Raw genomic sequence first — 23,860 nt, forward strand, 5'->3', positions numbered from 1 at the left:
TGTTTTTAACCAGTTAAAGGGGCTAAATTTACCGCTGTATTCAGGAAAGAACCGGTAGGCGTCACGAACTAAAGATAATTGTGCGCTTTTTTGCTAAGGTAAGTCACTGTTGTAATGATTTTTAAGGTAACGTTTTTGTGACACGCACAATTATCGCGATTGCAGGTGCATCAGCTTCTGGTAAATCGTTGTTTAGTCAAACTATTTACAATGAGCTTTTGAACGAACTAGCACCTGGTGCTATCGCTATTATTGAAGAAGACGCGTATTACCGTGATCAGTCTCATTTGCCGTTCGAACATAGAACGCAAACGAACTACGATCACCCAGACGCTTTTGAGCATGAACTTTTACTTGAGCACTTAAATCAGCTCAAGGAAGGTAAACCAGTCGATATTCCTGTATACGATTACGCAAAGCACACGCGCAGCGACCAAACTCGTCGAATTCAGCCAGCTAAGATTCTGATTGTTGAAGGTATTTTGCTTTTATCAGATCCTAAACTGTGCGATGAGTTTAATATTAAGGTGTTTATTGATACACCGTTAGATATTTGCCTGATGCGTCGTATGCAGCGAGATCTAGAAGAGCGCGGTAGAAGCTTACAATCGGTGATTGAACAATACCAAGCCACGGTAAGACCAATGTTTTACCAATTTATCGACCCGTCGAAGCACAATGCAGATGTTGTTGTGACCCGCGGGGGGCGAAATCGAGTTGCCATTGATATACTAAAAAGCAAAATAAAACAATTACTTCAATAGAAGGTAACTTGGGAAATATATATGACCTCATTAATGAGTTTAGTTGGCATCGCGAGCTTATTAGCGCTCGCATTTTTATGCTCAACTAACCGAAAAAAAATAAATTTGCGCACCGTAGGCGGTGCGTTTGCGCTGCAAGTGCTGATCGGCGCATTTGTTTTGTACGTACCTGCAGGGCGTGAAGTATTAAACGGTATTTCAGTAGGCGTTGCCAACGTTATTAGTTACGCGAATGACGGTATTCGCTTTCTATTTGGTGGCCTAGCGGGAGATGAAATTGACGGCATCGGCTTTGTATTTGCAATCAAAGTACTGCCAGTAATTGTCTTTTTCTCTGCGCTTGTTGCGGTGTTATATCACTTACGAGTGATGGATTTTGTTATTAAAATTTTAGGTGGTGGCCTACAAAAGTTATTAGGTACATCGAAACCAGAATCACTTTCTGCAACCGCTAATATTTTCGTTGGCCAAACAGAAGCGCCACTGGTAGTAAAACCATTTATAGCCACGATGACACGCTCTGAATTATTTGCCGTTATGGTAGGTGGTTTAGCAACAGTAGCAGGCTCTATTTTAGCAGGCTACGTAAGCTTAGGTGTTGAATTAAAATACTTAATTGCAGCCAGCTTTATGGCGGCACCGGGTGGTTTCTTAATGGCAAAAATGATGGTGCCAGAAACAGAAACACCAAAACAAGATCTAAACGATTTAGATCATGGTGAAGAAAAGCCAGTAAACGTGATTGATGCAGCTGCAGGCGGCGCATTAAACGGCATGCAGTTGGCAATGAATGTAGGCGCAATGCTATTAGCATTTGTGGCACTAATTGCCCTAAGTAATGGCTTTGTTGGCTGGATTGGGGGTTGGTTTGATAACCCAGACCTAACAATTCAACAAATTTTAGGTTACGCCTTTGCACCAATTGCATGGTTGTTAGGTATTCCTTGGAGTGAAGCACAGCTTGCTGGTAGCTTCATTGGGCAAAAACTTGTAGTAAATGAGTTTGTTGCTTACTTAGACTTTATGAACTACCAAGCGCAGCTGAGCGAGCACACGAAAGCCGTTGTTACTTTCGCACTGTGTGGCTTTGCAAACTTGAGTTCAATTGCAATTTTACTAGGCGGTATTGGTGGTATGGCACCGAGTCGTCGTAAAGATATTGCGCAATTAGGTTTACGTGCGGTTTTAGCCGGTTCAATGGCAAACCTAATGAGTGCAGCGATTGCAGGCTTTTTCCTGTCAATTGCATAACGGTTACTCGGCTAGAAGTAACTTAACTTAGCAACGTAGTTACTCGTTTTTATTGCAGGCACGATAGAAATGAGTGTGTTGATAAATGTGCTAAATCAACAACTACAGCATGTGGGATGTAGGCTAAGTTAATACCTAAGGGTATAAAGTTACTTGTATAGCCGCTTTATTTAGCAAATAGGCAAAACCTGTTTGCTACCCAAATCCAAGTACTTGATTAACACTCCGGTACTGGAGCCCTGCAAAGGGTTGCCTAATTGTCTTAAGGGGTTAAGACTGGCAAAAAATTTGAACGATACTAGAGAAAACCAAAGGGCCCTTTATGGGCCCTTTTTATTTGTCTCAATTCTGTTAAGTATGAGATCAGAGATAGCGCTGGATAAATGACATGATAACAAGGCGGGATTGTTCTTATCTAGTTGTTCTACATTAATAAACTCTAACGCAGTTAGCATGATACTTGGTCCGCTAGGATGATTAGCTACTTAAGTGAATTGGAATTAAACTATTCAGGCTTAATATATTTAGCAAATACCCGCTTAAATTCACCGTTATCACGCAGTTTATGCGCCGCATCAATTAAACGCTGACGTTTTTCTGCATTGAGCTTAGGTGAAAACGAGCAATGTAAGTCATACGAGTTCACTTCTAATACATTAAAACGCCTTAGTCGGGTTAAGTAATTCGCTTCGCTATAGGATGCAACAAAACCATCTAATTCGCCTTTAGTAAAGCGCGTTAAGCTGTCTTTAGATGAGGTGCTATTAAAACGTTTAAGATTACCCGCCTCAAAATACTCGGTAAGATTAGGGTACTTATAGCCAAGCACAGTACCTAGTTTGAACTGCTTGTGTGAACTTAGCGCTTGCAGCGAGGCGATAGCCTGATCACTCACAATAATGTCAGCATCAGAATAAAGCACCTCACTCCATATAATAGAGGGCGCGTTGTACCAAATAGGGTTAGCATGACATTGTGCATCGATTTTGCCATCAATAAGGTACTGTTCAATACGCTTACGCGGCAAAGGAAGCTGCTTAGCCATAAACCCAGCCTCTTGCGAAATCGCATTACTTACATCAATCACAATGCCCGATACGCTTGTACCCTTTCCATTATTAATCACATGTGGCGCTGAATATTGCTGATTATAGCCAAAGCGAATAGCCCCTGCTGAAGCCGAAAAGGAAAGTGTTATTAAGCTCGCTGTAAGTAATTTTTTTAACACTGTAGTGCCCTTGGAAAAATAATTAGCAAGTGTAGTCTAGAATTTGCTGACTGAATACGAAAACTTAGCTCGTCGCAAACAATATCTTTATGGTTTTACGCATATTTTTATCATCTAATCGACCGTAGCTCATTACCAAATCGTCTTTGCCATCTAAGTTCAAGTCGCTTGTTACAACACGGCGACCTTGCATTGGCAAAGTGGTTTTATACTTGCTCGCGCGACGAGAAAAACTATGTTTATTATTAGCTAAATACACGTTAAACGCTTTTTGTTCATCCGACAGCACCCAATCTTTTTTACCATCACCATTTACATCGGCAAACAGCACTACAGGTGAGCCACTGCGCCCTTTCGATAAACTAAAACTTAGTTCAACCTCTCGTGTAATTTTATTTTTTGGGTTAAATTCGCCCTTTTCATTTTGATAAAAAAGATGCACATCTTGAGATACCGACCCCGATAACAACGCACCGATAATTTGTGATACGCCAATATCAAAACCCGACACCAAAGCCTCTAGTTGTTTATCGTTATCGATATCAAGCAAGTGCAGATCGGTTAATGTGCCTTCATCTTGAATAAGCGAATTCGTTTGGTTTTGAAAGATAAACTTTCCTTGCTCAATCGCACCTAAGTAGATTTCGTAATCATTTTGCCTATCAAGCGCACCGCTACTTCGTGTATAACGCACCACCAAATCAAAAATACCATCGTGATTAACGTCAACAACACGCTCTAGTTTGCGATACACTAAATTACTTTGGTCAAGTGAATCACCGTCGGCATCTTTGGTATGCCACCAGTCATCCACCATAATATCATCGCGCAATTTTATCGCCTGACCAGGGTTGCTTCCGACACTCGGCAGTAAATTCAATAAGCCATTTTCAAAACCGATAAGCTCTGAAATGTTGTCTTCATTTGTATCAAAAAAGGCAAAACGAGGCGGTTCAATTTCAGCACTGTGCCCTTCTATTTCTAATCGTGCAGGCAAATCAACCTTGGCCATTTGATAGCCAGTCTCATCAGAAATATGCACATAACTGTGATTAAGGTCTGTCGTGAAAAAGTCCGCTTTTTGGTCATCATTAATGTTGTAAACAAACTCCATTTTGCTTAGGTGTTGAGCACCACTTTTTTTCAAGTAGGTTTGAGTGTCAACAACTGGTACAACTAACTCAGGCCCTTCAAGCGCCAACTGATAAATGCCATTAGATGAAAATAAATAAACCTGCTGCGTGGCATCTTGCCACTTAGTAAAATCAACACCAAGCATCGTATCAGGCACTTTTACACGTTTTATGCGGTTATATAACTGAGCCTCTGATGCAGCAAAAATATCAATATATTGCTGTCCGCTATGTGTGCCGATAAGCATTAATTCTTTGCCAGGATTAGGCAATAAATCTATTGGATAGACAGGGTGTGACAAGGTTAGATCGGTTTCTATTGCCACCTCATTAAACAAATTTTTTTTGCTATTTGCCAAGCTCGACGTACTGGCAAATCCCAGAGTAACGACTAATGCTGTTATTATTTTCATGTTACTTCCTCGCTGTATGTCATCATAAACTATCAAATACTGGTGCTATCAGTAAAAGCAAATTAGTTAGAAAATGTTAATACGTGCAAAATGATTGATAAGTCGAACGTAGCAACGCAAAATATTAGCTATGCCAATGTTTGTCGCAGCGATGCAATGAAAGAACTGCCAGAAAAATATTATTTAACGCACTTTATCGAATTTGCTGAATTTATAAAATCCACGTCTTCTCACTTGTTAGGCGATGACGAGACAGCGTTTTTTACCGAGTTTGCAACACTACCAGAAGATGCCCAATGTATTTTGGTACGGATTGTAAACCGCAAATCCCCTTTTGTGCGAAAAGACACCCTAGTCTACAGTGAAGTGGCTGACTCTGGCGCGGCAATTAACCTTTTAAGAAAAGTTGGTTTTGTATCTCGCATAAATAAACACTGTTTTCACGACTTTATAAGCCAGCTTAATAAGCAAGACTTAATCGACTTAAGCATCTCATTAACGATTGATAAGCCAGCAAAAAGCGCAAACAAAAACAAATGGCTTAATTTTGTGAGCAACGCGCTGTCTAACGCTTTAAGTTACGACCAAGTTAAAAAAAGCCCCGTACTAACAAGCCATATTTACTTTGCCAAGCAGGACACGTTTCACTATTTATTGTTTTTATATTTTGGCCATTTATCAGGTCGCCTCAACCAATTTTCTATGCGCGATTTAGGTGTAATGCAAACCCAAAGCGTGCAACAGAAACAAGCTAACTTCAGCGATAAAGATGAAGCCAAAAGTGCGTTTTATTACGCAAACCAATTTAAAGCGATAAAGGAAGCCAATAAGAGCGACATCCCATTATTACAAACGCTTGCAGAGCAACTTATCGCTTCCGACAAACCAATCGGCTTTTTAGCTACGCAAAAGTACCACCACAGTTTGTATAAGCTGGCGGTTGTTTTAATCGAACACGAGCCAACTCTCGGTGAAACATTGCTTAGCCAATCACAACACCCTGCAGCACAAGAAAAATACATTCGCTTACTCTACAAAAGCGACAGAAAAGCACAGTGTGAGACTTTGCTGCTGGCTATTTTAGACGACCCCGACAGTGAAACCTTATTGCTCTTTGCCGAGGATTTTTATGCGCAAAAGTTTAACCAAAAGCGCACCAGTGTATTGACTGATATGCTCAAAAAATCAGGCGAGCCAATTGGTATTGACGAAGCGTACTTAGGTCAGGTCGAAACAGGTGTAAAGGACCGTTACATCAAACAGCATCGCCTGTGCTACTTTACCGAAAACAAGCTTTGGCGCGCGTTATTTGCATTAACTTTTTGGCATGAGCTATTTCAACACCCAGCATCACAGCGTGCCAATGAATTTTCGTATTATCCAAAAGTACTTAAGCAAGATAATTTTTACGACTTGTTGCACACAGAAATTGATCACAAATTGTCGGATTTTACCAACAATCAGAAATTCTGTGATTATATTAGTGCCACCATTGATCAATATTCAGGTGAACCGAATGGCCTGTTCTACTGGCATGACGAACTAAAAGATGTGTTAACCACCTTTATTCAATATGCGCCATTTGAGTCAATAAAGCATCATTTATTGGCAATGAGTAAAACCTTTAAAGCGCTTTGCGATGGCTACCCTGATTTAATGTATATTGAACAAGGTGAAGTGTTTTTTGAGGAAATAAAAGCGCCGGGCGATAGCCTAAGGCGTACTCAACTGGTCAGTATCAAACAATTAATAAACGCAGGTTTTAACGTATCAATTCAGCGCACCGAATGGCGTTTTAATAGTGAGCAAAATTACGTTGTCGTGGATATTGAAACCACTGGCGGAAAAAAAGATACTCATCGCATCACTGAAATTGGTTTGGTAAGAGTTGAACAAGGAAAAATTACCGACAGCTGGCAAACACTGGTAAATCCAGAACGTCATATCCCAAAAATGATTACCGAGCTTACAGGGATCAGTAATGAAATGGTTAAAGACGCCCCCAAGTTTGAACAAATTGCCGAAAAGTTAGATACATTTAGCCGTAATGCTATATTTGTCGCGCACAATGTTAATTTTGACTATGGCTTTATTCGACAAGAGTTTGCCCGACTCAATAAAAAATACACGCGCGCTAAAATTTGTACTGTACAGCAAGCACGTAAATATTTACCCGGTTTTAAATCTTACTCATTAGGTAAACTCTGCTGCGATCTTAATATTGAGCTAAAAAACCACCACCGAGCGCTCGATGACGCTAAAGCTGCAGCCGAAATTTTATTGCGCATAAATCACGTAAGAGCAGACCAATAAACCTAACTGTAAATGGGGTTTACATCAATGTATGCCTCATTAATTTCACATAAGCCATCACAAAAAATACTTCTTAAATTTTCCATTGCCCTACCCGCTACTTCACCTTAGTGCCTGTAATAAAGTGTGATAACGAAACGCGTATTTTGCGACTTAACTAGAGTAATCGATGTAGCTCAATTTGTGAGCGTTAAGGATTTATCGTTACCGCGCCTAGGAGGCAAAATGAAACACGCAAGTAAATGCATGCTCAGTCGCATCGCACCCGCAGTTATATTGTTCGCCATTTGTTATACGCATAGCAGTTCCGCTCAAACATCAAACACATGTGAAATAGAGCCGAGTTGGTTTAAAAACGGCAAAGTCATTAGGCCTGATGACAGTGCTTTTCCAGCAAACCCAAACAATTGTGATTTCCACCAATGGTCATGGCAAATGTTTTTATGGTTAATGGATGACGACAATGGCCAACCTCGCTTTCTCGGATTTGACTCACCACAGTCTTTAATCGGATTAGAGCAACGAGGCCTTTCGCCACGCACCCGAAAACAACCACATACAGGCGCATCATTTGACGAATATTTACAAGCGGGTACCGATGGCATCTTGATAGATCACGACCACCGTGCCATCTATTACTCGCAGTACATTAATCAAACCTTTGCCGACTTTATGCAAGGTAAAAGTGGTGGACCCGATTTAACAATCCCAGCAAATGTGCTCACAATGAACCCGCGTACTGCGTTTCCAATTATCGGCACCAAAGGCACGCTAGAGCTGAAAGCATCGTGGAAAATCGTTGGTAAAGATGACGATACCAGTAAGTTATTTACCATTGAAAAAGACATCGCGCAGTTTGAAAACTCACCATCTGGTATCAAAATCAATCCTGCAAAAGTCGAAAAGCAAACGCTTGCCTTAGTTGGCTTTCATATTGGTGGCGTCGTTGCCAATCACCCAGAAATGATTTGGGCTACCTTTGAATTTGATAACAATGCACCGGATGTGCCCGACGGCATGACACTTGACCAAATTGTCGCAGATCAAGATTACCTGTTTTACAAAAAAGGCACGCAACTTGGGAATTGCAATAAAAACGCGGCGGTTAGCGGCTTAGCACTCGAGCAATCAACGCAGAAATTTACGCCGATTACTCAAGTGTGTCGTCGCTATGCTTACGGCAATGCAGCGGGCCAAAAACAATCGAATACCGATAATATAAAATCACTTAATGCGAGCGTTAAAAAGCACTTACCAAATAACTTAAGTATTTGGCAAAACTACTTTGAAGTTGGCGCAATTTGGATCAACAACCAAGCAGCTACAGGTAAACCGGATGTATCGCCACTTAAACCTGGGCTCGACTTTGCCACTGATGAATATCTCACCGGTTCTTTAAAACTCTCTAACAGCACCATTGAAACTTACACGCAATCAGCAACCGCAATGAACAATTGCTTCCGTTGCCACAATACGGAACAAGCGTTTGCAAGTAAAGACGGATTAAAACCGCTACCAGCAACAAACTTAAACATTAGCCATGCATTTCAAAATATCTTTTTTTGGTCTCAAGAAAAAGAACAACGTGCCGCAATTGCCTACTTACAATCTCAAGGAGAGAAATAATGAGTTATTTCAGAGTTCACCCAAGTATCAACTTTGCACGTGTTGGCAATAGTGAAGAGTATTACATCGCCCCTGAAACCGCAGCAGGTACCATTGTTGATAAGCGCACCGGCTTATTTGGCGGTTTGCCAATAAAACCGGGTACAAACAATACACCGATAGACGAACACGGTTTTCGTGATAGTCATGGCAATGTAAAACGCCAAGCAGCGCGCTTTCGCATTTTTGCTTATGACGACGAACAAACAACTTACCCATCAAATGACGGTGGCCGTGAAATAAATATTGGCGATAATATCGGCGGTAAAGTGATTAAAGATATTATTTGGCAGGTTCATACCGCAAATAAAAAGAACAACAACTTTACAATCACTTCCATTGTTGACGGCGAGCCTCAAGAAGAAGGGGTTATTGCCTATCAAAATGAAAACACGCCTCCGGTGCGAAACCCGAAGTTTGGCGATGACCTTAATACAGTCATGCGCCGCCAACAATTAGTGGTTGATCCGGGCCCGCGCGCTCTTTCGGTTACAAGTAATTCAAACACCTGCTTAAGCTTCGATAAAAAAACACCAGATAGCTTTATTGAAGAAGGCAAAATAGCAACCGCAGCGTCCTGCTATCCAAAAAGCTTTCCCGATGATTTTTTCTATATGTTTAATCCACTTGGTGAAATTTCGTCGCTTGGTGAAATGCGTATTGAAGAAAATACAGCAAGACTTATTGTCACTGGTGGCTTTGGTAAAGCCAGTGGCATACTTGGTAATAAAAGTGATAAAGACAAAAAGTGTTGCATTCCAAAACTAAACGGTGCGATTGATAATGATGATTGGTTTGACGATACATCTGATGGCCCAGTAACCGCCACCATTGTTTTTGATGATGGCTCGTTTGAAGAGGCTGTACACGGTTGGTTTGTATGTACAGATCCAAGTTACGCACCACAAACCCGCAATGTTGTATCGACCTGGGATGACGTTTACGATACATGGATACAACATTTAGCTCTAGCGCCAAATATATTTGACAATGGCTTTAATCATGACCATTTAGCCTCGTTCGATGGTGATGTTCAGCCAGTATTTCACGGTGCTTTCTTGCAACAATGGAATACCGCATTACCTGAAAAAGGCATTCAGGGCCATAAGCGCATGAAAGAAATAAAACCAAGCGACACCCCCAGTGAAAAAATCCCGTCATTTACCAGTTTGCTAAGAAAGCCATCAGCCCCGGGCACCAAAGACGAGCCAAACAATGAAGACGGTACGCGTAAAAAAATGCCACTGGCGCTTGGCGATGCAATGAAAAGCTTTTTATCAGTTACTGAGACCCAATATTTTTTATTGATGCAATGGTACAACAATAAGTTTAATGCAACTGCACCGAGCCTAGGCGAGGGGGAGCAACTCGATAAAGTAGTGTTAGAAAACTGTTTAGGCGGGCGTTATTCACCGGGCATTGATTTAACCTTTATTGTGCGTGATACCCATTTATATAAAACCGATTGGCACGGTAAAACAGGGCCATTTCGCATTAATATGGCAACGCTGGATTACAGTAAAGCAACTCAAAATGAGCCTTTTTTGCAGGTCGGATATATTCCACTGCGAGACAGTAAAGTAGAACCAGGCGATTTAAGTAAATTTATGTCGCAACCTTGGCATACTGACTACAACAGTTGTGCAACACACACGCCTGACCCAAATCCAACGATGCCAAACCCCAATGGGGAAGGCGAAGCAATCGCTGATAACACTTTGTACTGGTCTTGGCCCGCGCAGCGTCCGGTGACTGTCTACCCTAAGTTCTTATTTAAGTACGATGCAAATACCGGGCAGGGTAAAGGCGTATCACTTTATAGTGTGCGCGGCGATGAGGGTCATGGTACAAAAACATTCTACCCACAGCAGCAAGGTCGCTTTCAATGCTACTTCGACTTTGTTGAAAACTGGCATAAAGTTGGATTTGTTATTCAAGGTCTGCAGATCAATGATGACAGCACCAAGCAAAATTATGGACCCGATTATTTTCTTGAAGTTGCCAGCCAATTCGAAAGCAAAGGCGATGGTGTTGAAGTATGGCCGCAAGCATCAGAACCAGGTTATAAAGCACCCGATAGCTGTGGTCCAACCCAGTGTGATAAGTAAACTTTATGAGTGACATGCCAAATGGACATATTATGGCTCAGCCAATAATACAAATAGGCATAATCGGTGGCGGACCTGCGGGTTCTGCCACCGCACTTGCCCTTGCAAAAGAACTCACCTTAAGTAACAAACGCGTAAAAATAATACTTATTTGCGCGCCACAAGCTACTGCACCAAGTATCGGCGAAACAATCCCTCCCGCCGCGAGTTTCTATCTAAGAGAACTCGATGCTGAGCACATTCTAACTAGCAATAAACATTTAGTTTGCCCCGGTAGTAAATCTAGGTGGGCAGATGAAGTAACCGGTTATAATGACTTTTTTATTTCGCCAGTCGGAAAGGGCTTTCATCTTGATCGCAAACATTTCGACGCTGATCTTATTGCACTATGTAAAACTAGGGGGATAACAGTTTTCGAAAACACGAAAGTATCGACAATAGATTCGTCAAAAAAAGGTTACGTATTACACTGTGATAATCACACCATCAGCATAGCATGCGATTTTTTAATTGATGCAACCGGGCAGCACCAAGTTGCAGCAAAGAGCCTAAATATTAGCAATAACGTGTTTGATAGCGTGATTTCAGCCTGCGCCTTTTTTGAACTTGAACACACATCAGCTAGTACCACACATACTCTTGTTGCTAGCGACCCAAATGGATGGTGGTACGGTGCTATCTTGCCAAACAACAGAGCTATTATCAGCTTATGTACTGACGCAACGGAGTTAAAAACACAAAAGCTAACTTGCTATGAGAATTGGTTAAATTGTTTAAAAGCCAATAACTGGTTTTTTCAGCAATGCACAACGTTTTTGCAAGATAAAACAAAAACTCCTGTAAAGCTTTACGCTAAAGCGGCACCATCTGCCATTTTATCGAACGTGATTGGGCATAATTGGCTTGCTGTTGGGGACGCAGCATCAAGTTACGATTCGATTTCATCGGCAGGAATTACGAAATCGCTAAAGCACGCAGGTGTCGCGGCAAAAGCGGTAAAAAAGTGGCTTGAAGCACCACAAAAAGACTCTTTGGAAGACTATCAATCGCTGGTATTTAATGACTTTAATGCATTTATTTCATTGCATCAGCAACAATATCAACAAGGCGCAAATAAATACCCCAACGCCAAATTTTGGCAACGACGCTTAGTTCCTAACTAACCTGAGCTGGCAACAGCTAAACCTATTGCCAACCCATTTTCCACACTTTGGGATCTTTTAAGCTACGCCAGTTTATGCTTTGTTCGCGCTTGGTTAAAATCGCTTCAATAATACATTCAACCACGTTATTTTCTTCATCAAATTCAACACTGGTTACCATAAAATGCTTTTCTTTATTTTGCGGTGACACTGCCGTCCATTTACTGTGTAAGAGTTTATTAGGGGAAAGGGCGTGTTGCATAAAATCTCGAAACCAAAATTAAAATTTCCGACTTAATTTAGGTCACTTTTAGAAGCGAGCTGCTTGCTCAACCACTAATGCGTGACGCTCTGCTAATCGCTGATGATCTTTATCGTACCCACCACCAATCACAGTGGCTACTGGTACGCCTTTACGCTGGCAAATCTCAAGCACAGCATAATCACGGGCCGCGATACCTTGCCAACTAATATCAAGCTTGCCTAAGGTATCTTGTTGCCAAATATCTACACCAGCATCGTAAAGAACAAGCGAGGGATTTAGCTGCTCAATTAAGTCATTAAAAGTAGTTGATACGATATTTAAATAATCAGGATCAGTTAACCCTATCTCTAAGCCAATATCTAAGTCGCTGTGTTGCTTTCGAAAAGGAAAGTTCTTTTCACAGTGGATTGAACAGGTAAACACATAAGGGTTATGGGCAAGCATCGCCGCAGTACCATCGCCTTGATGCACATCACAATCAAAGATGAGTACATTTCGCGCTTTACCTTCATTAATTAGCCGTGTTGCTGTGTAGGCCAAATCATTTACCATGCAATAGCCTGAACCAAAATCATAATGCGCATGATGCGTGCCCCCAGCTAAATGACAGGCGATACCGTGTTCAAGCGCAAGTTCAGCCGCCAAATGCGTACCTAACGGTGCGGTAAAGGTGCGTGCCATTAATTGTTCTGACCATGGCAAACCTATGCGTCGCATCGCCTTGCTATCAAGTTGATTATGAAAAAGGTCGTGTACGTAACTTTCACAATGCACTAATTCCATCGGTTTAAAATCCCCCACCGGCGGCTGATATAAGTTGCGCTGATTGATATACCCTTTGCTATCTAAATATTGATAAAGACGTGCAAATTTACTCATTACAAAGCGGTGTTTTTCATCAAAACTAAATGAATAATTAGGGTGGTAAACAAGGGGTAAGTTGGGATTAATCATTGTGACTTTGGTAAATTGTTATGACTGATAGTGTAACTGAAACAAGGCACTGCGTCTTTGCCAAAACACCATTATTCATACCTGTTCATCAGAATAATTGCGCAGCAAAGTGGGGAAATTACATGCACCTATTGATTAAAAAAACGCATTAGTTGCCACCATAATCTACTGGTAACCACTATCAAATTAAGTAATATATTCTAAACAACTAAATGCTAGAGTCTTTTTGTGTATCAAGATGTCGCTGTCAATCACTTACCAATAATTACATCACCACAGGAACTGGGTGGATTTAACTTTTCACCCGATATTGTTTGGGTATTTGACTTAGACCGTCATGGATTTTGGTGGGGCAATAATCATGCCCTTAACTTTTGGGGACTAAGTGATGTGCAACAACTCATCGACAAAGACTTATCTGCTGATACCGAAGGCGCACGCAAGCGCACCGAACAAACCTTTGTAAAAGCCGCGCAAGAGGGCTTAACTAACGACCCTTGGACAACTTACCCTAATGGTGAGCCAAAAGTGATGTTAATGCGTCATGTAGCTGTGTTACTGGGCCCAGAAAAGCACCGCGGCATTATTGCCTTCATTAGCGAACAAATGGATGCCACCAGCCAACCAGAAAACCTGCTTTTTGCAGAAGCGATGCGTTACACCACTGTTGCAGTGAGTTGTTACGATATGCAAGGTAAGCGACTGTTCGAAAACCCCGCGTTTACGCAGTGGTATTCAACAATAAAACAAGACACTATCAGTGACTTTGAGCTGCGTTTTGCCAACCCGGTTGAAGGTAAAGAACGCTTAATGGACTCTCAGCAGCACAAAGCGGGTTGCCAAGAGCACATAATGCTTACAAAACTTGGTGAAAGACGACATAACGTTGATATTCGCATTAGTCGCCATCCCTTAACTGGCGATTATGTGTTTCTTGTTACTGAATATGACATTACCGAGCTTCATGACACTATTGAAGAGCTCAAACACACCAAAAACGAGCTTAAGAAAATTGCGCACTTCGATCCTCTAACTAAATTACCTTCGGTATGGCTCACTAAAGAGCGCCTAGCAAGCGCGCTAAAACAAGCCAAGCGCAATGAAACACTGTTAGCTGTAATGTTTATCGATTTAGATGGTTTTAAGCAGGTAAATGATAGCTATGGCCACAGTAGTGGTGATGAATTACTTAAGCAAGTAGCGATTAGACTTAAAAGCACATTCAGAGAATCAGACACAGTAGGGCGCTTAGGTGGCGATGAGTTTTTAATTTGCCTACCGAATCTTGCAAACAAACAAGACGCGGTTAGGCTCGCTGAAAAAGCCATCAACGAAATCGCGAAAGACTATCAAATTAAAGATGCAGTCGGGCAGGGTAACAAAGTCAATATTAGTGCTAGCTTAGGTATTGCTTATTACCCTGATAGCGGCGATACATTAGAGGCACTTATTCGTACTGCCGATGAAAAAATGTATCACGCTAAGCGCGCTGGTAAAAACCGCTTTTCATATTAAATATTTAGCTTTAAATAAGTCGATTATAAATAGCAAGCACGTCATCAGGCTCAGCACGTGAAGAATAATCTTCTTCAATAAAACGAAACTGAATAACTCCTTTTTTATCAATAACAAAGGTAGCTGGTACCGGAAGATTGAAAGTTGGCGTGCAATGTCGTTCAGTTAAGTTGATATCCCACTTTAACAATTGCTGTTTCATCGCATCATCCGTTTTCCAAACTAACCCTAACTGCTCAGCAAAACAAAGCCCAGAATCAAATAAAAGTGGAAAGCTTAAGTTATTTTCAGATTGCATTGATTTTGCGAACTCGGGTTTTTCAGGTGTTATCGCAACTATATTTAAAGTACTTTTGCTTTTTTCAAAATACTGCTGCCACATTTGTGTTTCTAATACACAATAAGGGCACCATCCACCGCGTACAAAGGTCAGAATTAAGGGGTTATCTTGAATTAGTGCTTTGCTATTAAACAATTGGCCATTGATGTCAGCCAGCTCAAATGATGGAAATGTTTGGCCTACTTGCAGCACTGATTTTAAAGCTGAGTGTTCTTGAAACAAGGATATGCTGCGATTTATAGTTTCTAATATTTCGACTGGCGTTCTTGTTTTAAAATCACTTTTATAGGACGCGAGCTTTTTTGATAATGAAGACATATGGATTATTTATAAAACTACGATTATTGTTTTGTATAGATAACAACCCCGTAAAAAGCAATTGGTCATACATACAAAAAAGCGAGGCAAATGCCTCGCTTTTGATTTCTATTTTATTTATACAAACATTCGTTAAAACGCTAGTTTATTTAAAATATCGTCTTCGACATTTTGTGAAAGCGTTACTTTAAGCTTAGGAGTGCGTTCCATTTCGCGTTTGATTGCAAAGTTAGCTTCTTCGTTACGTGCCCAGCTGCGACGTGCGATGCCATTGTTTACATCAAACAGTAGCATTGATTTTAAGCGACGCTCGGCATCGTCACTACCGTCAAGTAGCATACCGAAACCACCGTTGATCACTTCGCCCCAGCCAACGCCACCACCATTGTGGATAGACACCCAGGTTGCACCGCGGAAACCGTCACCAATCACGTTGTGAATAGCCATATCTGCAGTAAAACGGCTACCGTCGTAAATATTTGATGTTTCACGGAATGGTGAATCTGTGCCTGATACATCGTGGTGGTCACGACCAAGTACCACTGGGCCAATTTCACCGCGCGCAATGGCATCGTTAAAGGCATTTGCAATCTTAATACGACCTTCAGAATCGGCATAAAGAATACGCGCTTGTGAACCAACCACTAACTTGTTTTCTTTCGCGTCTTTGATCCATGTGATGTTGTCTTGCATTTGTTGCTGAATTTCTTCAGGCGAGTTTGCCATGATCTCTTCAAGCACTTTTGCCGCAATTGCATCGGTTTTATCTAAATCTTCAGGCTTGCCAGAAGTACACACCCAGCGGAACGGACCAAAACCATAGTCAAAACACATTGGGCCAAGAATATCTTGCACGTATGACGGGTATTTGAAATCGATGCCGTTTTCAGCCATGACATCGCCGCCAGCGCGTGATGCTTCAAGTAAAAACGCATTACCATAGTCAAAGAAGTAGGTGCCTTTTGCTGTATGTTTGTTCACAGCATCGGCGTGTCGCTTAAGCGTGGCTTGAACTTTTTCTTTAAATACTTCTGGCTCTTCACGAATTAAGCGATTTGATTCTTCATAGCTGATATCAACCGGGTAGTAACCGCCTGACCAAGGGTTATGAAGCGACGTTTGGTCAGAACCTAAGTGAATGAAAATGTCTTCAGCTAAGAAGCTTTCCCAAACATCAACCACGTTACCAATAAACGCAATCGACACTACTTCTTCGCTTTCTTGCGCTTTACGCACACGTGCAACTAAATCTGGCATATTATCAATCAGCTCATCCACCCAACCTTGTTGGTGACGCTTAGTTGCCGCTTTCGGGTTCACCTCAGCACATACAGTAATACAGTTAGCAATGTTACCCGCTTTTGGCTGTGCACCACTCATGCCGCCAAGACCGGCAGTTAAGAAGATCTTACCTTTTGGTGATTCGCCTTTGTTAAGTACTTTACGGAATGCATTCATCACCGTAATGGTTGTACCGTGAACAATGCCTTGTGGGCCAATGTACATAAATGAACCGGCAGTCATTTGGCCATATTGTGTTACACCTAGCGCATTAAATTTTTCCCAGTCATCCGGCTTTGAGTAATTCGGGATCATCATACCGTTTGTTACCACTACACGTGGTGCATCTTTCGATGATGGGAATAAACCCATAGGATGACCTGAGTACATATGTAGCGTTTGGTCTTCTTCCATTTCGCTTAGGTACTTCATCGCAAGTAAGTACTGCGCCCAGTTTTGGAATACCGCACCGTTACCACCATAAGTGATAAGCTCTTCTGGGTGCTGTGCGACTGCTGGATCAAGGTTATTGTCGATCATGAGCATGATCGCCGCAGCTTGCTCGCATTTTGCAGGGTAATCAGAAATTGAACGCGCTTTTAGCTCATAGTTAGGCTTAAAGCGGTACATATAAATACGGCCAAAGTCTTTAAGCTCTTGTGCAAATTCTTCAGCAAGCTCCGCATGCCACTCTTTCGGGAAATAACGTAGCGCATTACGCACAGCAAGCTGTTTTTCTTCTACCGATAAAATATCTTTACGCTTTGGTGCGCGGTTAGCGCCTGCAGGATATGCTTTAGGCGCAGGCAGTTCGCTTGGGATACCCTGTTTTATGCTGTTTTGAAATTCTTGTAAGTTCATGTCAGTTATCCTTAATTAAGCGTAACAGTAAATGCCTGAGATTTTACAAATTCAACCATGGCATCAATATCAGGCTTTAATAGTCTGTCTTCTTCTAATTTCGCAACCTTAGTACGAATGAGTGCATGATTTTGTTCAATAATATCTGAACAAGTATTAGGGCGTCTAAAGTCAACGGCTTGCGCTGCGTACATTAGCTCAATTGCGAAGATTTTCTCAAGATTACCAAGAATTTGGTTAAGCTTACGGCCCGAAATACTGCCCATAGACACGTGATCTTCCTGACCCATAGAGGTTGGTACACTGTCAGCTGACGGTGGGAAACACAGTGATTTGTTTTCGGTAACAAGTGCCGCTGTGGTGTACTGCGGGATCATCATGCCTGAGTTTAGGCCGCCAGATGTAGTGAGTAGGCGCGGTAGGCCGTGTAAACCTTCAAGTAATAAATAACAGCGACGGTCTGAAATATTCCCCAGTTCAGCAGCGGCAATTGACGCATAATCAAGTGCCATAGCAAGCGGTTGACCGTGGAAACTACCGCCCGAAATTGCTTCTTCCTCACTAATAACAATTGGGTTATCAGTGACCGAGTTCATTTCAATTTCAACAAGCTCTTTTAAGTGATTGTAAGCGTTGCGAGATGCACCATGCACCTGTGGAATACAACGTAAAGAATATGGGTCTTGAACGCGGTCACAATCAGTGTGATCTGCCATATTTTGCGAATCTTTAAATAGACGACGCATGCGCGTTGCTACTTCAACATTGCCAGCAAAGGCACGAATTGCATGTAGCTCTTCTCTAAATGGCGATTGACTACCTTGCATACCTTCAATACTCATCGCACCTGCCACATCAGCAAGATCAAGCAGGTAACGCATCTTAGTTAGGCCAGTAATACCATGCGATAAAATAAACTGTGTACCATTAATTAAGGCTAAACCTTCTTTAGCATGAAGATCCATTGGCTCTAAACCATTGTCAGCAAGGGCTTTCGCCGCAGGAACAATGTCATCACCTACCCAAAACTCACCTTCACCTAAAAGTGGTAAGAATAAGTGCGATAATGGCGCTAAATCGCCCGATGCACCCACCGAGCCTTGCTCTGGTACGACTGGAATTAAATCAAGCTCAATAAACTTAAGCATACGCTCAACGGTTTCTAGGCGAATACCCGAGAAACCTTGGCTTAACGCGTGCACTTTAGTGATCAGCATTAATTTAGAAATCGATTTAGCAATTGGGTTACCAACACCCACAGCGTGAGTGATCAGCAGGTTTTTTTGTAATAGGTTTGTTTCTGCTGGGGTAATTTGCGTATCACACAGAGGACCAAAGCCGGTGTTAATACCGTAAACTGCTTTGTCTGATGCGGCCATTTTGTCAACGCGTTGACGGCTGGTATTAATTTTATCAATCGCCTCAGCGCTAAGCTCTGCTTTAACACTGCCATCGGCAATGCCATTTACAATATCAATATTAAGGCGATCTACGCCGTATTTAAACGTCATTGTTGTCTCCTAACGTTTTTTCATCAACTGTGATGATTAATCAATAGAGTAATGTTAGCTTGCGACCCAAGTTTTATAAATGCATAATTATCGATGCTTATTCCGATATTATCGAACTAAAAAACAAGGCTAAAAAAGATGCAAATTCATGACGTTGATCTGCGCCTATTGCGCATATTTGTTGCAATTGTGGAATGTGGCGGGCTCTCTGCCGCAGAATCTCGACTGAATATTGGCCGCTCTACAATCAGTTCACATTTATCGGATTTAGAAGTGCGCCTTGGCATCAAACTATGTAAGCGCGGACGCAGTGGTTTTGAACTGACCGAGCCTGGCCGTATTACATACCAAGCAAGCCTTGAGTTATTACAGCAGTGCGAAGCGTTTGCCACCACAGTTGCAGGCTCTAAGAATGAGCTATCAGGCCGCGTGACAATTTCGGTGATTGATACCATGGTAAGCGATCCACGCTGCGGCATTAGTGAGGTGATCCGCGAGCTAAAACAAAAAAGCGATAATATTCAATTTGATATCAATGTGTGTGAGGCGCGGGAAGTAGAAACTTCTGTGGTAAATGGTCGCTCGCTGGTGGGGCTGGGCGTAAGTCGCCATCATTTGCGTGGTTTAGATTACTTCCCGCTACATAACGAAACCAACTATCTATATTGCGCCAAAGGGCATGCCCTTTTTGATTGTAAACCGAATGAGCGGAATAAATTATTGAAGCAAGCCGAAGTGATTACCTCAAACTATATGCGGGATAAAGAAGTGCGCAACGATGGTCTTAATTATCAAAATAGTGCAACGGCGTATCATGATGAAGGTATCGCACATTTGATATTATCGGGTGCCTTTATTGGCTATTTACCAGAGCACTATGCAAATTACTGGGTTGATAAAGGGGTATTCAAAGCAATTCACCCCGAAAAATATCACTATCAAATCCCTGTAATGTTAATCACTAAAAAAATGAGCTCAGTTTCGCCGCTTGCCAAAGCACTTGTCGAAGAGATTAAACGCTGCCATCAAGCCTATTAACGACAGGTTATTTAAAACATGTTTTAAAGCCGCTTATATTTGAGGTTTACACTGATAAAATAAATACTTTATATGCACTTTTTAATGCCGCTTATCACATAATTGTTTGTTTTTTGTGAAATATATGTAATTTTAGGTAATAAATTCAAAAACAATAATTAGGCAAAATAATGAAGTTGCTTTTTTTTGCATCACTTTTGACAGCGCTGTCTTATGTACATGCAAGCGAAAATAACATAGAACTTATAGAGCATTGGCTTGAAATAGAAAGTCAAAAAGGAAAGTTACAACTTGCTTGGCAAAGTAACGAGCAAGCCTTGAAAAATCAGCTTGTATTGCTTAATCAGGAAAAAGCGTCATTAAAAAAACTATTAAAAAACGCAAACGCAGCGAGAAGCGAAGTTGATGCAAAGCGTCTTGCGCTTACCGAGCAGCAAGTACAGTTCGAGAGTAATCAAACCACGATACAAAAAGCGTTAGAAAAAACATATCTATTTGCTAATCGCATTGCGCCTCTGCTTCCGCCGCCAATTCAACAAGACTGGCAGTCTAAGTTGAACACCTACCAACAAACATCACTTTCGAATAGTGAAAAATTGGAAAAGCTCCTAAGCATGTTCAAATCTGCTGATGAGTTTAATCAACGCATTGCAATCAACAATACCAGTATGACAATACCCAGTAATAATGGCTCTGACGAACTTTTAGTCAACCAAATGTATTTAGGTCTTTCTTACGCATGGTATATCAGTAAAAACAATCAATCTGTTGGTGTCGGTCGCGTAGAACAAACAGGTTGGCAATGGTATCACGGTAACGATGCCTTACAACTAGTAGGTGAACAATCACAAGAGCAACTTAGAGACAAACTACTAGAAATTCAAAATATGCTTGAAAAGCCAACTAATGCATTTTTTATTCAAGCTCCGCTAGCAATTGCGCCGATTAAAAAGGAGTTATTGTAATGTTACGATTGATCTTAGGTTGTTCATTTTTACTGTTAGCATTCAACGGTCAAAGCGAAGAAGCGATAAATCAGCAAATAATTAATAAAATTGCGACGTCAAAACAGCAATTAAACCAACTAGAAAACCAGATTAATAACAGTACGCTAAGTTACCAAAATAAAATAAATAAGGCACTTAACGAAGTAAAAGCACTTCGAAAACAAGCTGCTGCAATTCAGCGAGTAGCCGACGAACAAACATTAAGTGTCGAAAAATTAGCTGACCGCGTTGTTAAATGGCAAGCACAGGATAATTACCAAAAATTATTACTACAAAGCTATTTTGAACAAAAAGGCGAACTACTTAGTAACTATCGAGATAGCAATGGCGACCTAATTATCTCAGACACGATATTTTCGAAGCTAGAATCTCAGTTAACGAATTCACTCATTCCAAGCTGGCAACAATCACAAATTGTTGACGATATGGGACAAGTAAATCAATTTAATAGGTTAGATTTGGGCCCTGTATCTTTAGCATTTAACGCAGATATTAATAAAGGTGGATTAATTGAGCACAGTGCAAATCAGGCAATGCCGAACCTTGTAAAAGGGGTTTACAATGACCAAGACATCGCACAATTACAGCAGTTAAAGCAAACGGGTTTAGCCCAAATCACATTTGATCCCACATTAGGTAACGCAGCAAAACTGCAACAAAATAAACAAGGTTTAATTAGCCATATTGAAAAAGGCGGAGTGTGGGCTTTTCCAATTTTATTCTTTGGTGGGCTATCGCTGATTGTTGCTTTAATTAAAAGCATTCAGCTGTTTAGTTTACCTAAAGTACGACTCGATTTTATCGACCGTGTAAAACAGCATGTCGTAAACGATACGAGTTACCAACAGCTATTTTCAAAAACAGAATTACAGCTTATAGATATCGCGAAAACCCATCCCATCTCAGATAAACGTGATGACCAATTAGTCGCATTTTTAATGCGTTATCGCTATCAGGTTGAAAACTATTTAGGCATCGTTGCCACATCGGCGGCTATTGCTCCGCTATTAGGGTTATTGGGAACTGTGTCAGGTATGATCAATACCTTTATGATGATGAATACATTCGGTACCGGAGATGCAGCAACAGTCTCTGGTGGTATTTCTGAAGCACTGGTGACAACAGAACTAGGCTTAATTGTCGCAATACCATCGCTAATTTTAAGTGCACTTCTTAGCCGCAAAGCGAAAAGCCATAACGCACGATTGGAAACCAGCGCAGTTCAACTAAGTAAACACGCGTTTTAACAATATGAGTGAAATATCTGTTTACCTAAAACTTTTCAATAATGCTGTAGTGTGGGCGCTACTTGCTGTTGCATTTTTTAGCTATGGAAAATTACTTTCTTTGTTGTTTTTTATGCAAAAAAATCAGCACTGGTATGCACGGTGTCAATATTGGTTAGGTTCATTAAAGACGCTACTTGCGTCGCTTCCTTTACTGGGCCTATTAGGCACCATCAGTGGCTTGCTCAGTACCTTTAATTTTATGTCGATCAATAACGGGCTGGACATGCAAGAAATGGTCAGTGGCGGCATAGCTACAGCAATGTTTACCACACAACTTGGGCTGGTATTTGTGGTGCCTGGCGTATTACTTCACAGCTTGTTAAAAAGCAAAACAGTAACTTGGAAAGTGGAGGAAAAATGCGCTCATTAATCGAACAAAAAATTGAAGAATCAAAAAGCCAAGATATCGACCTTGCACCATTACTTGACGTTGTTTTTATTTTATTAATTTTCTTTATCGTCACTACCGTATTTGTTAAAGAAACGGGAGTCGAAGTGGATAAACCAAGTGCAGTTTCAAGCCAGCAGCTTGAAAAGTCAGTACTTATGTTAGCAATTACCGAAACCGGGCAAGTGATGTATGCCGGAACAAATATCGGCATTGCAGGCGTCCGTTCAACGTTGATGCAAGCCGACCGCACGCAAACAAAACCTTTAGTTATTCAAGCTGATAAGCGTGTTCCAACTGAATTGTTAGTGAAAGTAATTGACCAAGCCAAGCTTGCAGGTATTGACAGTATAAGCTTAGCGACAGAGGCAATGTAAATGGCTGTGCTTACCCACACTGATACAACAACTGATACAACACTTAAAATGACAGCGAATACAGTGCTGCCTTGGCTAATTAGCATCTCTATGGTGACGCTGCTCGTAATATTACTGCATTATCTAAAACAAACCCCAAAGCAACCCGAGCAAGTTTTATCTGTGCGTAAAATAGATGTCGCCTTGCCTACTCCACCACCACCTCCGCCGCCACAGCTAAAAACATCAGCAACAAGCAGTGAAGTCGCCCAAACAAGTCTAAATATCGCAGGGTTAGGGGCCGGCCCAAAAGTCAATTATGCCGATAAGCCCCGAATGACACTCGCGAAAGTAAAGTCGCTAGATGTGCCAACCTTCACTATTGATGCAAATATTATAAAACAGCGCCTTGCGCTCGATATGCCGTTAATGGCAGTAGAAAAACTAGACAGTGTACCCAAAGTGATAAAACAGAAATTCTTCCCTATCCCCAAATCTGTGCGTAAAAAAGGCATAACGCGTGTTTCGACTGAAGTTGAGCTAATTATTGATCAATCGGGCAAACCTTTCGTCAAACGTATTACTGATTCTGTTTACCCTGAGATGGAGGAAGTTATCCGAAACTGGGTTAATCAAGCGAGATTTAGTATCCCTAAAAAAGATGGTCGTCCAGTACAAGCAATTTATCTTTATGGCATTCATTTCAACCACGGCAGATAA

20 protein-coding genes are annotated in these 23,860 nt (G+C 41.3%); 13 read left to right on the plus strand and 7 right to left on the minus strand.

Translation table 11 applies throughout. The features are described from left to right. The first annotated feature begins 137 nt into the window (after positions 1-137). Together udk and ACHSBP_RS17900 are read left to right on the plus strand one after the other, a co-directional pair. Entirely contained in the window at positions 138-764 is a 627-nt protein-coding gene (gene udk / locus ACHSBP_RS17895; RefSeq protein ID WP_040642196.1) for a uridine kinase, read from the plus strand. A 21-nt stretch (positions 765-785) separates the two neighbouring features. Further along, positions 786-2,015 (plus strand): NupC/NupG family nucleoside CNT transporter, encoded by a 1,230-nt coding sequence (locus ACHSBP_RS17900; RefSeq protein ID WP_010558410.1) that lies wholly within the window; start codon positions 786-788, stop codon positions 2,013-2,015. A gap of 505 nt (positions 2,016-2,520) precedes the next feature. On the opposite strand, the gene ACHSBP_RS17905 is transcribed toward ACHSBP_RS17900, so the two are convergent. Both ACHSBP_RS17905 and ACHSBP_RS17910 read right to left on the minus strand, forming a co-directional pair. Then, positions 2,521-3,243, minus strand: coding sequence for an ABC transporter substrate-binding protein (locus ACHSBP_RS17905; protein ID WP_010558411.1), 723 nt, complete (start codon positions 3,241-3,243; stop codon positions 2,521-2,523). Positions 3,244-3,307: 64 nt separating this feature from the next. After that, positions 3,308-4,789 carry an FG-GAP repeat domain-containing protein gene (locus tag ACHSBP_RS17910; RefSeq protein WP_395389913.1) on the minus strand — a complete coding sequence of 494 codons (1,482 nt, stop codon included), beginning with the start codon at positions 4,787-4,789 and terminating at the stop codon, positions 3,308-3,310. Positions 4,790-4,879: 90 nt separating this feature from the next. On the opposite strand from ACHSBP_RS17910, the gene ACHSBP_RS17915 reads away from it, so the two are divergent. From ACHSBP_RS17915 to ACHSBP_RS17930, 4 genes are all read left to right on the plus strand, one after another. Next, complete coding sequence (locus ACHSBP_RS17915) at positions 4,880-7,102, plus strand: exonuclease domain-containing protein (RefSeq protein WP_395389915.1); 2,223 nt, start codon at positions 4,880-4,882, stop codon at positions 7,100-7,102. 225 nt (positions 7,103-7,327) lie between these two features. After that, positions 7,328-8,728 (plus strand): hypothetical protein, encoded by a 1,401-nt coding sequence (locus ACHSBP_RS17920; protein ID WP_010558414.1) that lies wholly within the window; start codon positions 7,328-7,330, stop codon positions 8,726-8,728. Further along, entirely contained in the window at positions 8,728-10,875 is a 2,148-nt protein-coding gene (locus ACHSBP_RS17925; protein ID WP_395389916.1) for a LodA/GoxA family CTQ-dependent oxidase, read from the plus strand. Before ACHSBP_RS17920 ends, ACHSBP_RS17925 begins: the two co-directional genes overlap by 1 nt. A 32-nt stretch (positions 10,876-10,907) precedes the next feature. Then, positions 10,908-12,038 carry an NAD(P)/FAD-dependent oxidoreductase gene (locus ACHSBP_RS17930; RefSeq protein ID WP_040642086.1) on the plus strand — a complete coding sequence of 377 codons (1,131 nt, stop codon included), beginning with the start codon at positions 10,908-10,910 and terminating at the stop codon, positions 12,036-12,038. Between the two features lie 22 nt (positions 12,039-12,060). Here ACHSBP_RS17930 and ACHSBP_RS17935 read toward each other — a convergent pair whose 3' ends face one another. Together ACHSBP_RS17935 and ACHSBP_RS17940 are read right to left on the minus strand one after the other, a co-directional pair. Continuing rightward, entirely contained in the window at positions 12,061-12,279 is a 219-nt protein-coding gene (locus ACHSBP_RS17935) for a TIGR02450 family Trp-rich protein (protein ID WP_395389918.1), read from the minus strand. 48 nt (positions 12,280-12,327) lie between these two features. Then, positions 12,328-13,236, minus strand: a complete 909-nt coding sequence (locus tag ACHSBP_RS17940) for a histone deacetylase (protein ID WP_010558418.1) — start codon at positions 13,234-13,236, stop codon at positions 12,328-12,330. Positions 13,237-13,464: 228 nt separating this feature from the next. On the opposite strand from ACHSBP_RS17940, the gene ACHSBP_RS17945 reads away from it, so the two are divergent. Further along, entirely contained in the window at positions 13,465-14,751 is a 1,287-nt protein-coding gene (locus tag ACHSBP_RS17945) for a GGDEF domain-containing protein (RefSeq protein ID WP_010558419.1), read from the plus strand. A gap of 10 nt (positions 14,752-14,761) precedes the next feature. On the opposite strand, the gene ACHSBP_RS17950 is transcribed toward ACHSBP_RS17945, so the two are convergent. From ACHSBP_RS17950 to hutH, 3 genes are all read right to left on the minus strand, one after another. Next, a complete protein-coding gene (locus ACHSBP_RS17950) occupies positions 14,762-15,409 on the minus strand; it encodes a peroxiredoxin-like family protein (protein ID WP_010558420.1) in 648 nt (215 codons plus the stop codon). A 132-nt stretch (positions 15,410-15,541) separates the two neighbouring features. After that, positions 15,542-17,551: a urocanate hydratase gene (locus ACHSBP_RS17955; protein ID WP_010558421.1), complete on the minus strand. Its 2,010-nt coding sequence runs from the start codon at positions 17,549-17,551 to the stop codon at positions 15,542-15,544. 11 nt (positions 17,552-17,562) lie between these two features. Next, positions 17,563-19,062 carry a histidine ammonia-lyase gene (gene hutH, locus ACHSBP_RS17960; RefSeq protein WP_010558422.1) on the minus strand — a complete coding sequence of 500 codons (1,500 nt, stop codon included), beginning with the start codon at positions 19,060-19,062 and terminating at the stop codon, positions 17,563-17,565. A gap of 138 nt (positions 19,063-19,200) precedes the next feature. Between hutH and ACHSBP_RS17965 the strand changes: the two genes are divergently transcribed. From ACHSBP_RS17965 to ACHSBP_RS17990, 6 genes are all read left to right on the plus strand, one after another. After that, a complete protein-coding gene (locus ACHSBP_RS17965) occupies positions 19,201-20,100 on the plus strand; it encodes a LysR family transcriptional regulator (RefSeq protein WP_010558423.1) in 900 nt (299 codons plus the stop codon). A 170-nt stretch (positions 20,101-20,270) separates the two neighbouring features. Next, complete coding sequence (locus ACHSBP_RS17970; RefSeq protein ID WP_010558424.1) at positions 20,271-21,065, plus strand: DUF3450 family protein; 795 nt, start codon at positions 20,271-20,273, stop codon at positions 21,063-21,065. Continuing rightward, positions 21,065-22,354 (plus strand): MotA/TolQ/ExbB proton channel family protein, encoded by a 1,290-nt coding sequence (locus tag ACHSBP_RS17975; RefSeq protein ID WP_010558425.1) that lies wholly within the window; start codon positions 21,065-21,067, stop codon positions 22,352-22,354. Before ACHSBP_RS17970 ends, ACHSBP_RS17975 begins: the two co-directional genes overlap by 1 nt. A gap of 4 nt (positions 22,355-22,358) precedes the next feature. Then, a complete protein-coding gene (locus ACHSBP_RS17980; protein WP_010558426.1) occupies positions 22,359-22,766 on the plus strand; it encodes a MotA/TolQ/ExbB proton channel family protein in 408 nt (135 codons plus the stop codon). After that, complete coding sequence (locus ACHSBP_RS17985; protein WP_010558427.1) at positions 22,754-23,161, plus strand: biopolymer transporter ExbD; 408 nt, start codon at positions 22,754-22,756, stop codon at positions 23,159-23,161. Before ACHSBP_RS17980 ends, ACHSBP_RS17985 begins: the two co-directional genes overlap by 13 nt. Next, positions 23,162-23,860, plus strand: coding sequence for a hypothetical protein (locus ACHSBP_RS17990; protein ID WP_010558428.1), 699 nt, complete (start codon positions 23,162-23,164; stop codon positions 23,858-23,860).

The sequence above is a fragment of the Pseudoalteromonas sp. XMcav1-K genome, from assembly GCF_044005875.1.
Classification (GTDB): Bacteria; Pseudomonadota; Gammaproteobacteria; order Enterobacterales; family Alteromonadaceae; genus Pseudoalteromonas; species Pseudoalteromonas spongiae.

Coding starts and splice junctions, on each gene's coding strand:
- ACHSBP_RS17900 (WP_010558410.1), top strand. CDS start 786: ATGACCTCATTAATGAGTTTAGTTGGCATCGCGAGCTTATTAGCGCTC.
- hutH (WP_010558422.1), bottom strand. CDS start 19,062: ATGACGTTTAAATACGGCGTAGATCGCCTTAATATTGATATTGTAAAT.
- ACHSBP_RS17990 (WP_010558428.1), top strand. CDS start 23,162: ATGGCTGTGCTTACCCACACTGATACAACAACTGATACAACACTTAAA.
- ACHSBP_RS17925 (WP_395389916.1), top strand. CDS start 8,728: ATGAGTTATTTCAGAGTTCACCCAAGTATCAACTTTGCACGTGTTGGC.
- ACHSBP_RS17965 (WP_010558423.1), top strand. CDS start 19,201: ATGCAAATTCATGACGTTGATCTGCGCCTATTGCGCATATTTGTTGCA.
- ACHSBP_RS17920 (WP_010558414.1), top strand. CDS start 7,328: ATGAAACACGCAAGTAAATGCATGCTCAGTCGCATCGCACCCGCAGTT.
- ACHSBP_RS17910 (WP_395389913.1), bottom strand. CDS start 4,789: ATGAAAATAATAACAGCATTAGTCGTTACTCTGGGATTTGCCAGTACG.
- ACHSBP_RS17975 (WP_010558425.1), top strand. CDS start 21,065: ATGTTACGATTGATCTTAGGTTGTTCATTTTTACTGTTAGCATTCAAC.
- ACHSBP_RS17940 (WP_010558418.1), bottom strand. CDS start 13,236: ATGATTAATCCCAACTTACCCCTTGTTTACCACCCTAATTATTCATTT.
- ACHSBP_RS17970 (WP_010558424.1), top strand. CDS start 20,271: ATGAAGTTGCTTTTTTTTGCATCACTTTTGACAGCGCTGTCTTATGTA.
- ACHSBP_RS17985 (WP_010558427.1), top strand. CDS start 22,754: ATGCGCTCATTAATCGAACAAAAAATTGAAGAATCAAAAAGCCAAGAT.
- ACHSBP_RS17980 (WP_010558426.1), top strand. CDS start 22,359: ATGAGTGAAATATCTGTTTACCTAAAACTTTTCAATAATGCTGTAGTG.
- ACHSBP_RS17930 (WP_040642086.1), top strand. CDS start 10,908: ATGGCTCAGCCAATAATACAAATAGGCATAATCGGTGGCGGACCTGCG.
- ACHSBP_RS17915 (WP_395389915.1), top strand. CDS start 4,880: ATGATTGATAAGTCGAACGTAGCAACGCAAAATATTAGCTATGCCAAT.
- ACHSBP_RS17955 (WP_010558421.1), bottom strand. CDS start 17,551: ATGAACTTACAAGAATTTCAAAACAGCATAAAACAGGGTATCCCAAGC.
- ACHSBP_RS17950 (WP_010558420.1), bottom strand. CDS start 15,409: ATGTCTTCATTATCAAAAAAGCTCGCGTCCTATAAAAGTGATTTTAAA.
- ACHSBP_RS17935 (WP_395389918.1), bottom strand. CDS start 12,279: ATGCAACACGCCCTTTCCCCTAATAAACTCTTACACAGTAAATGGACG.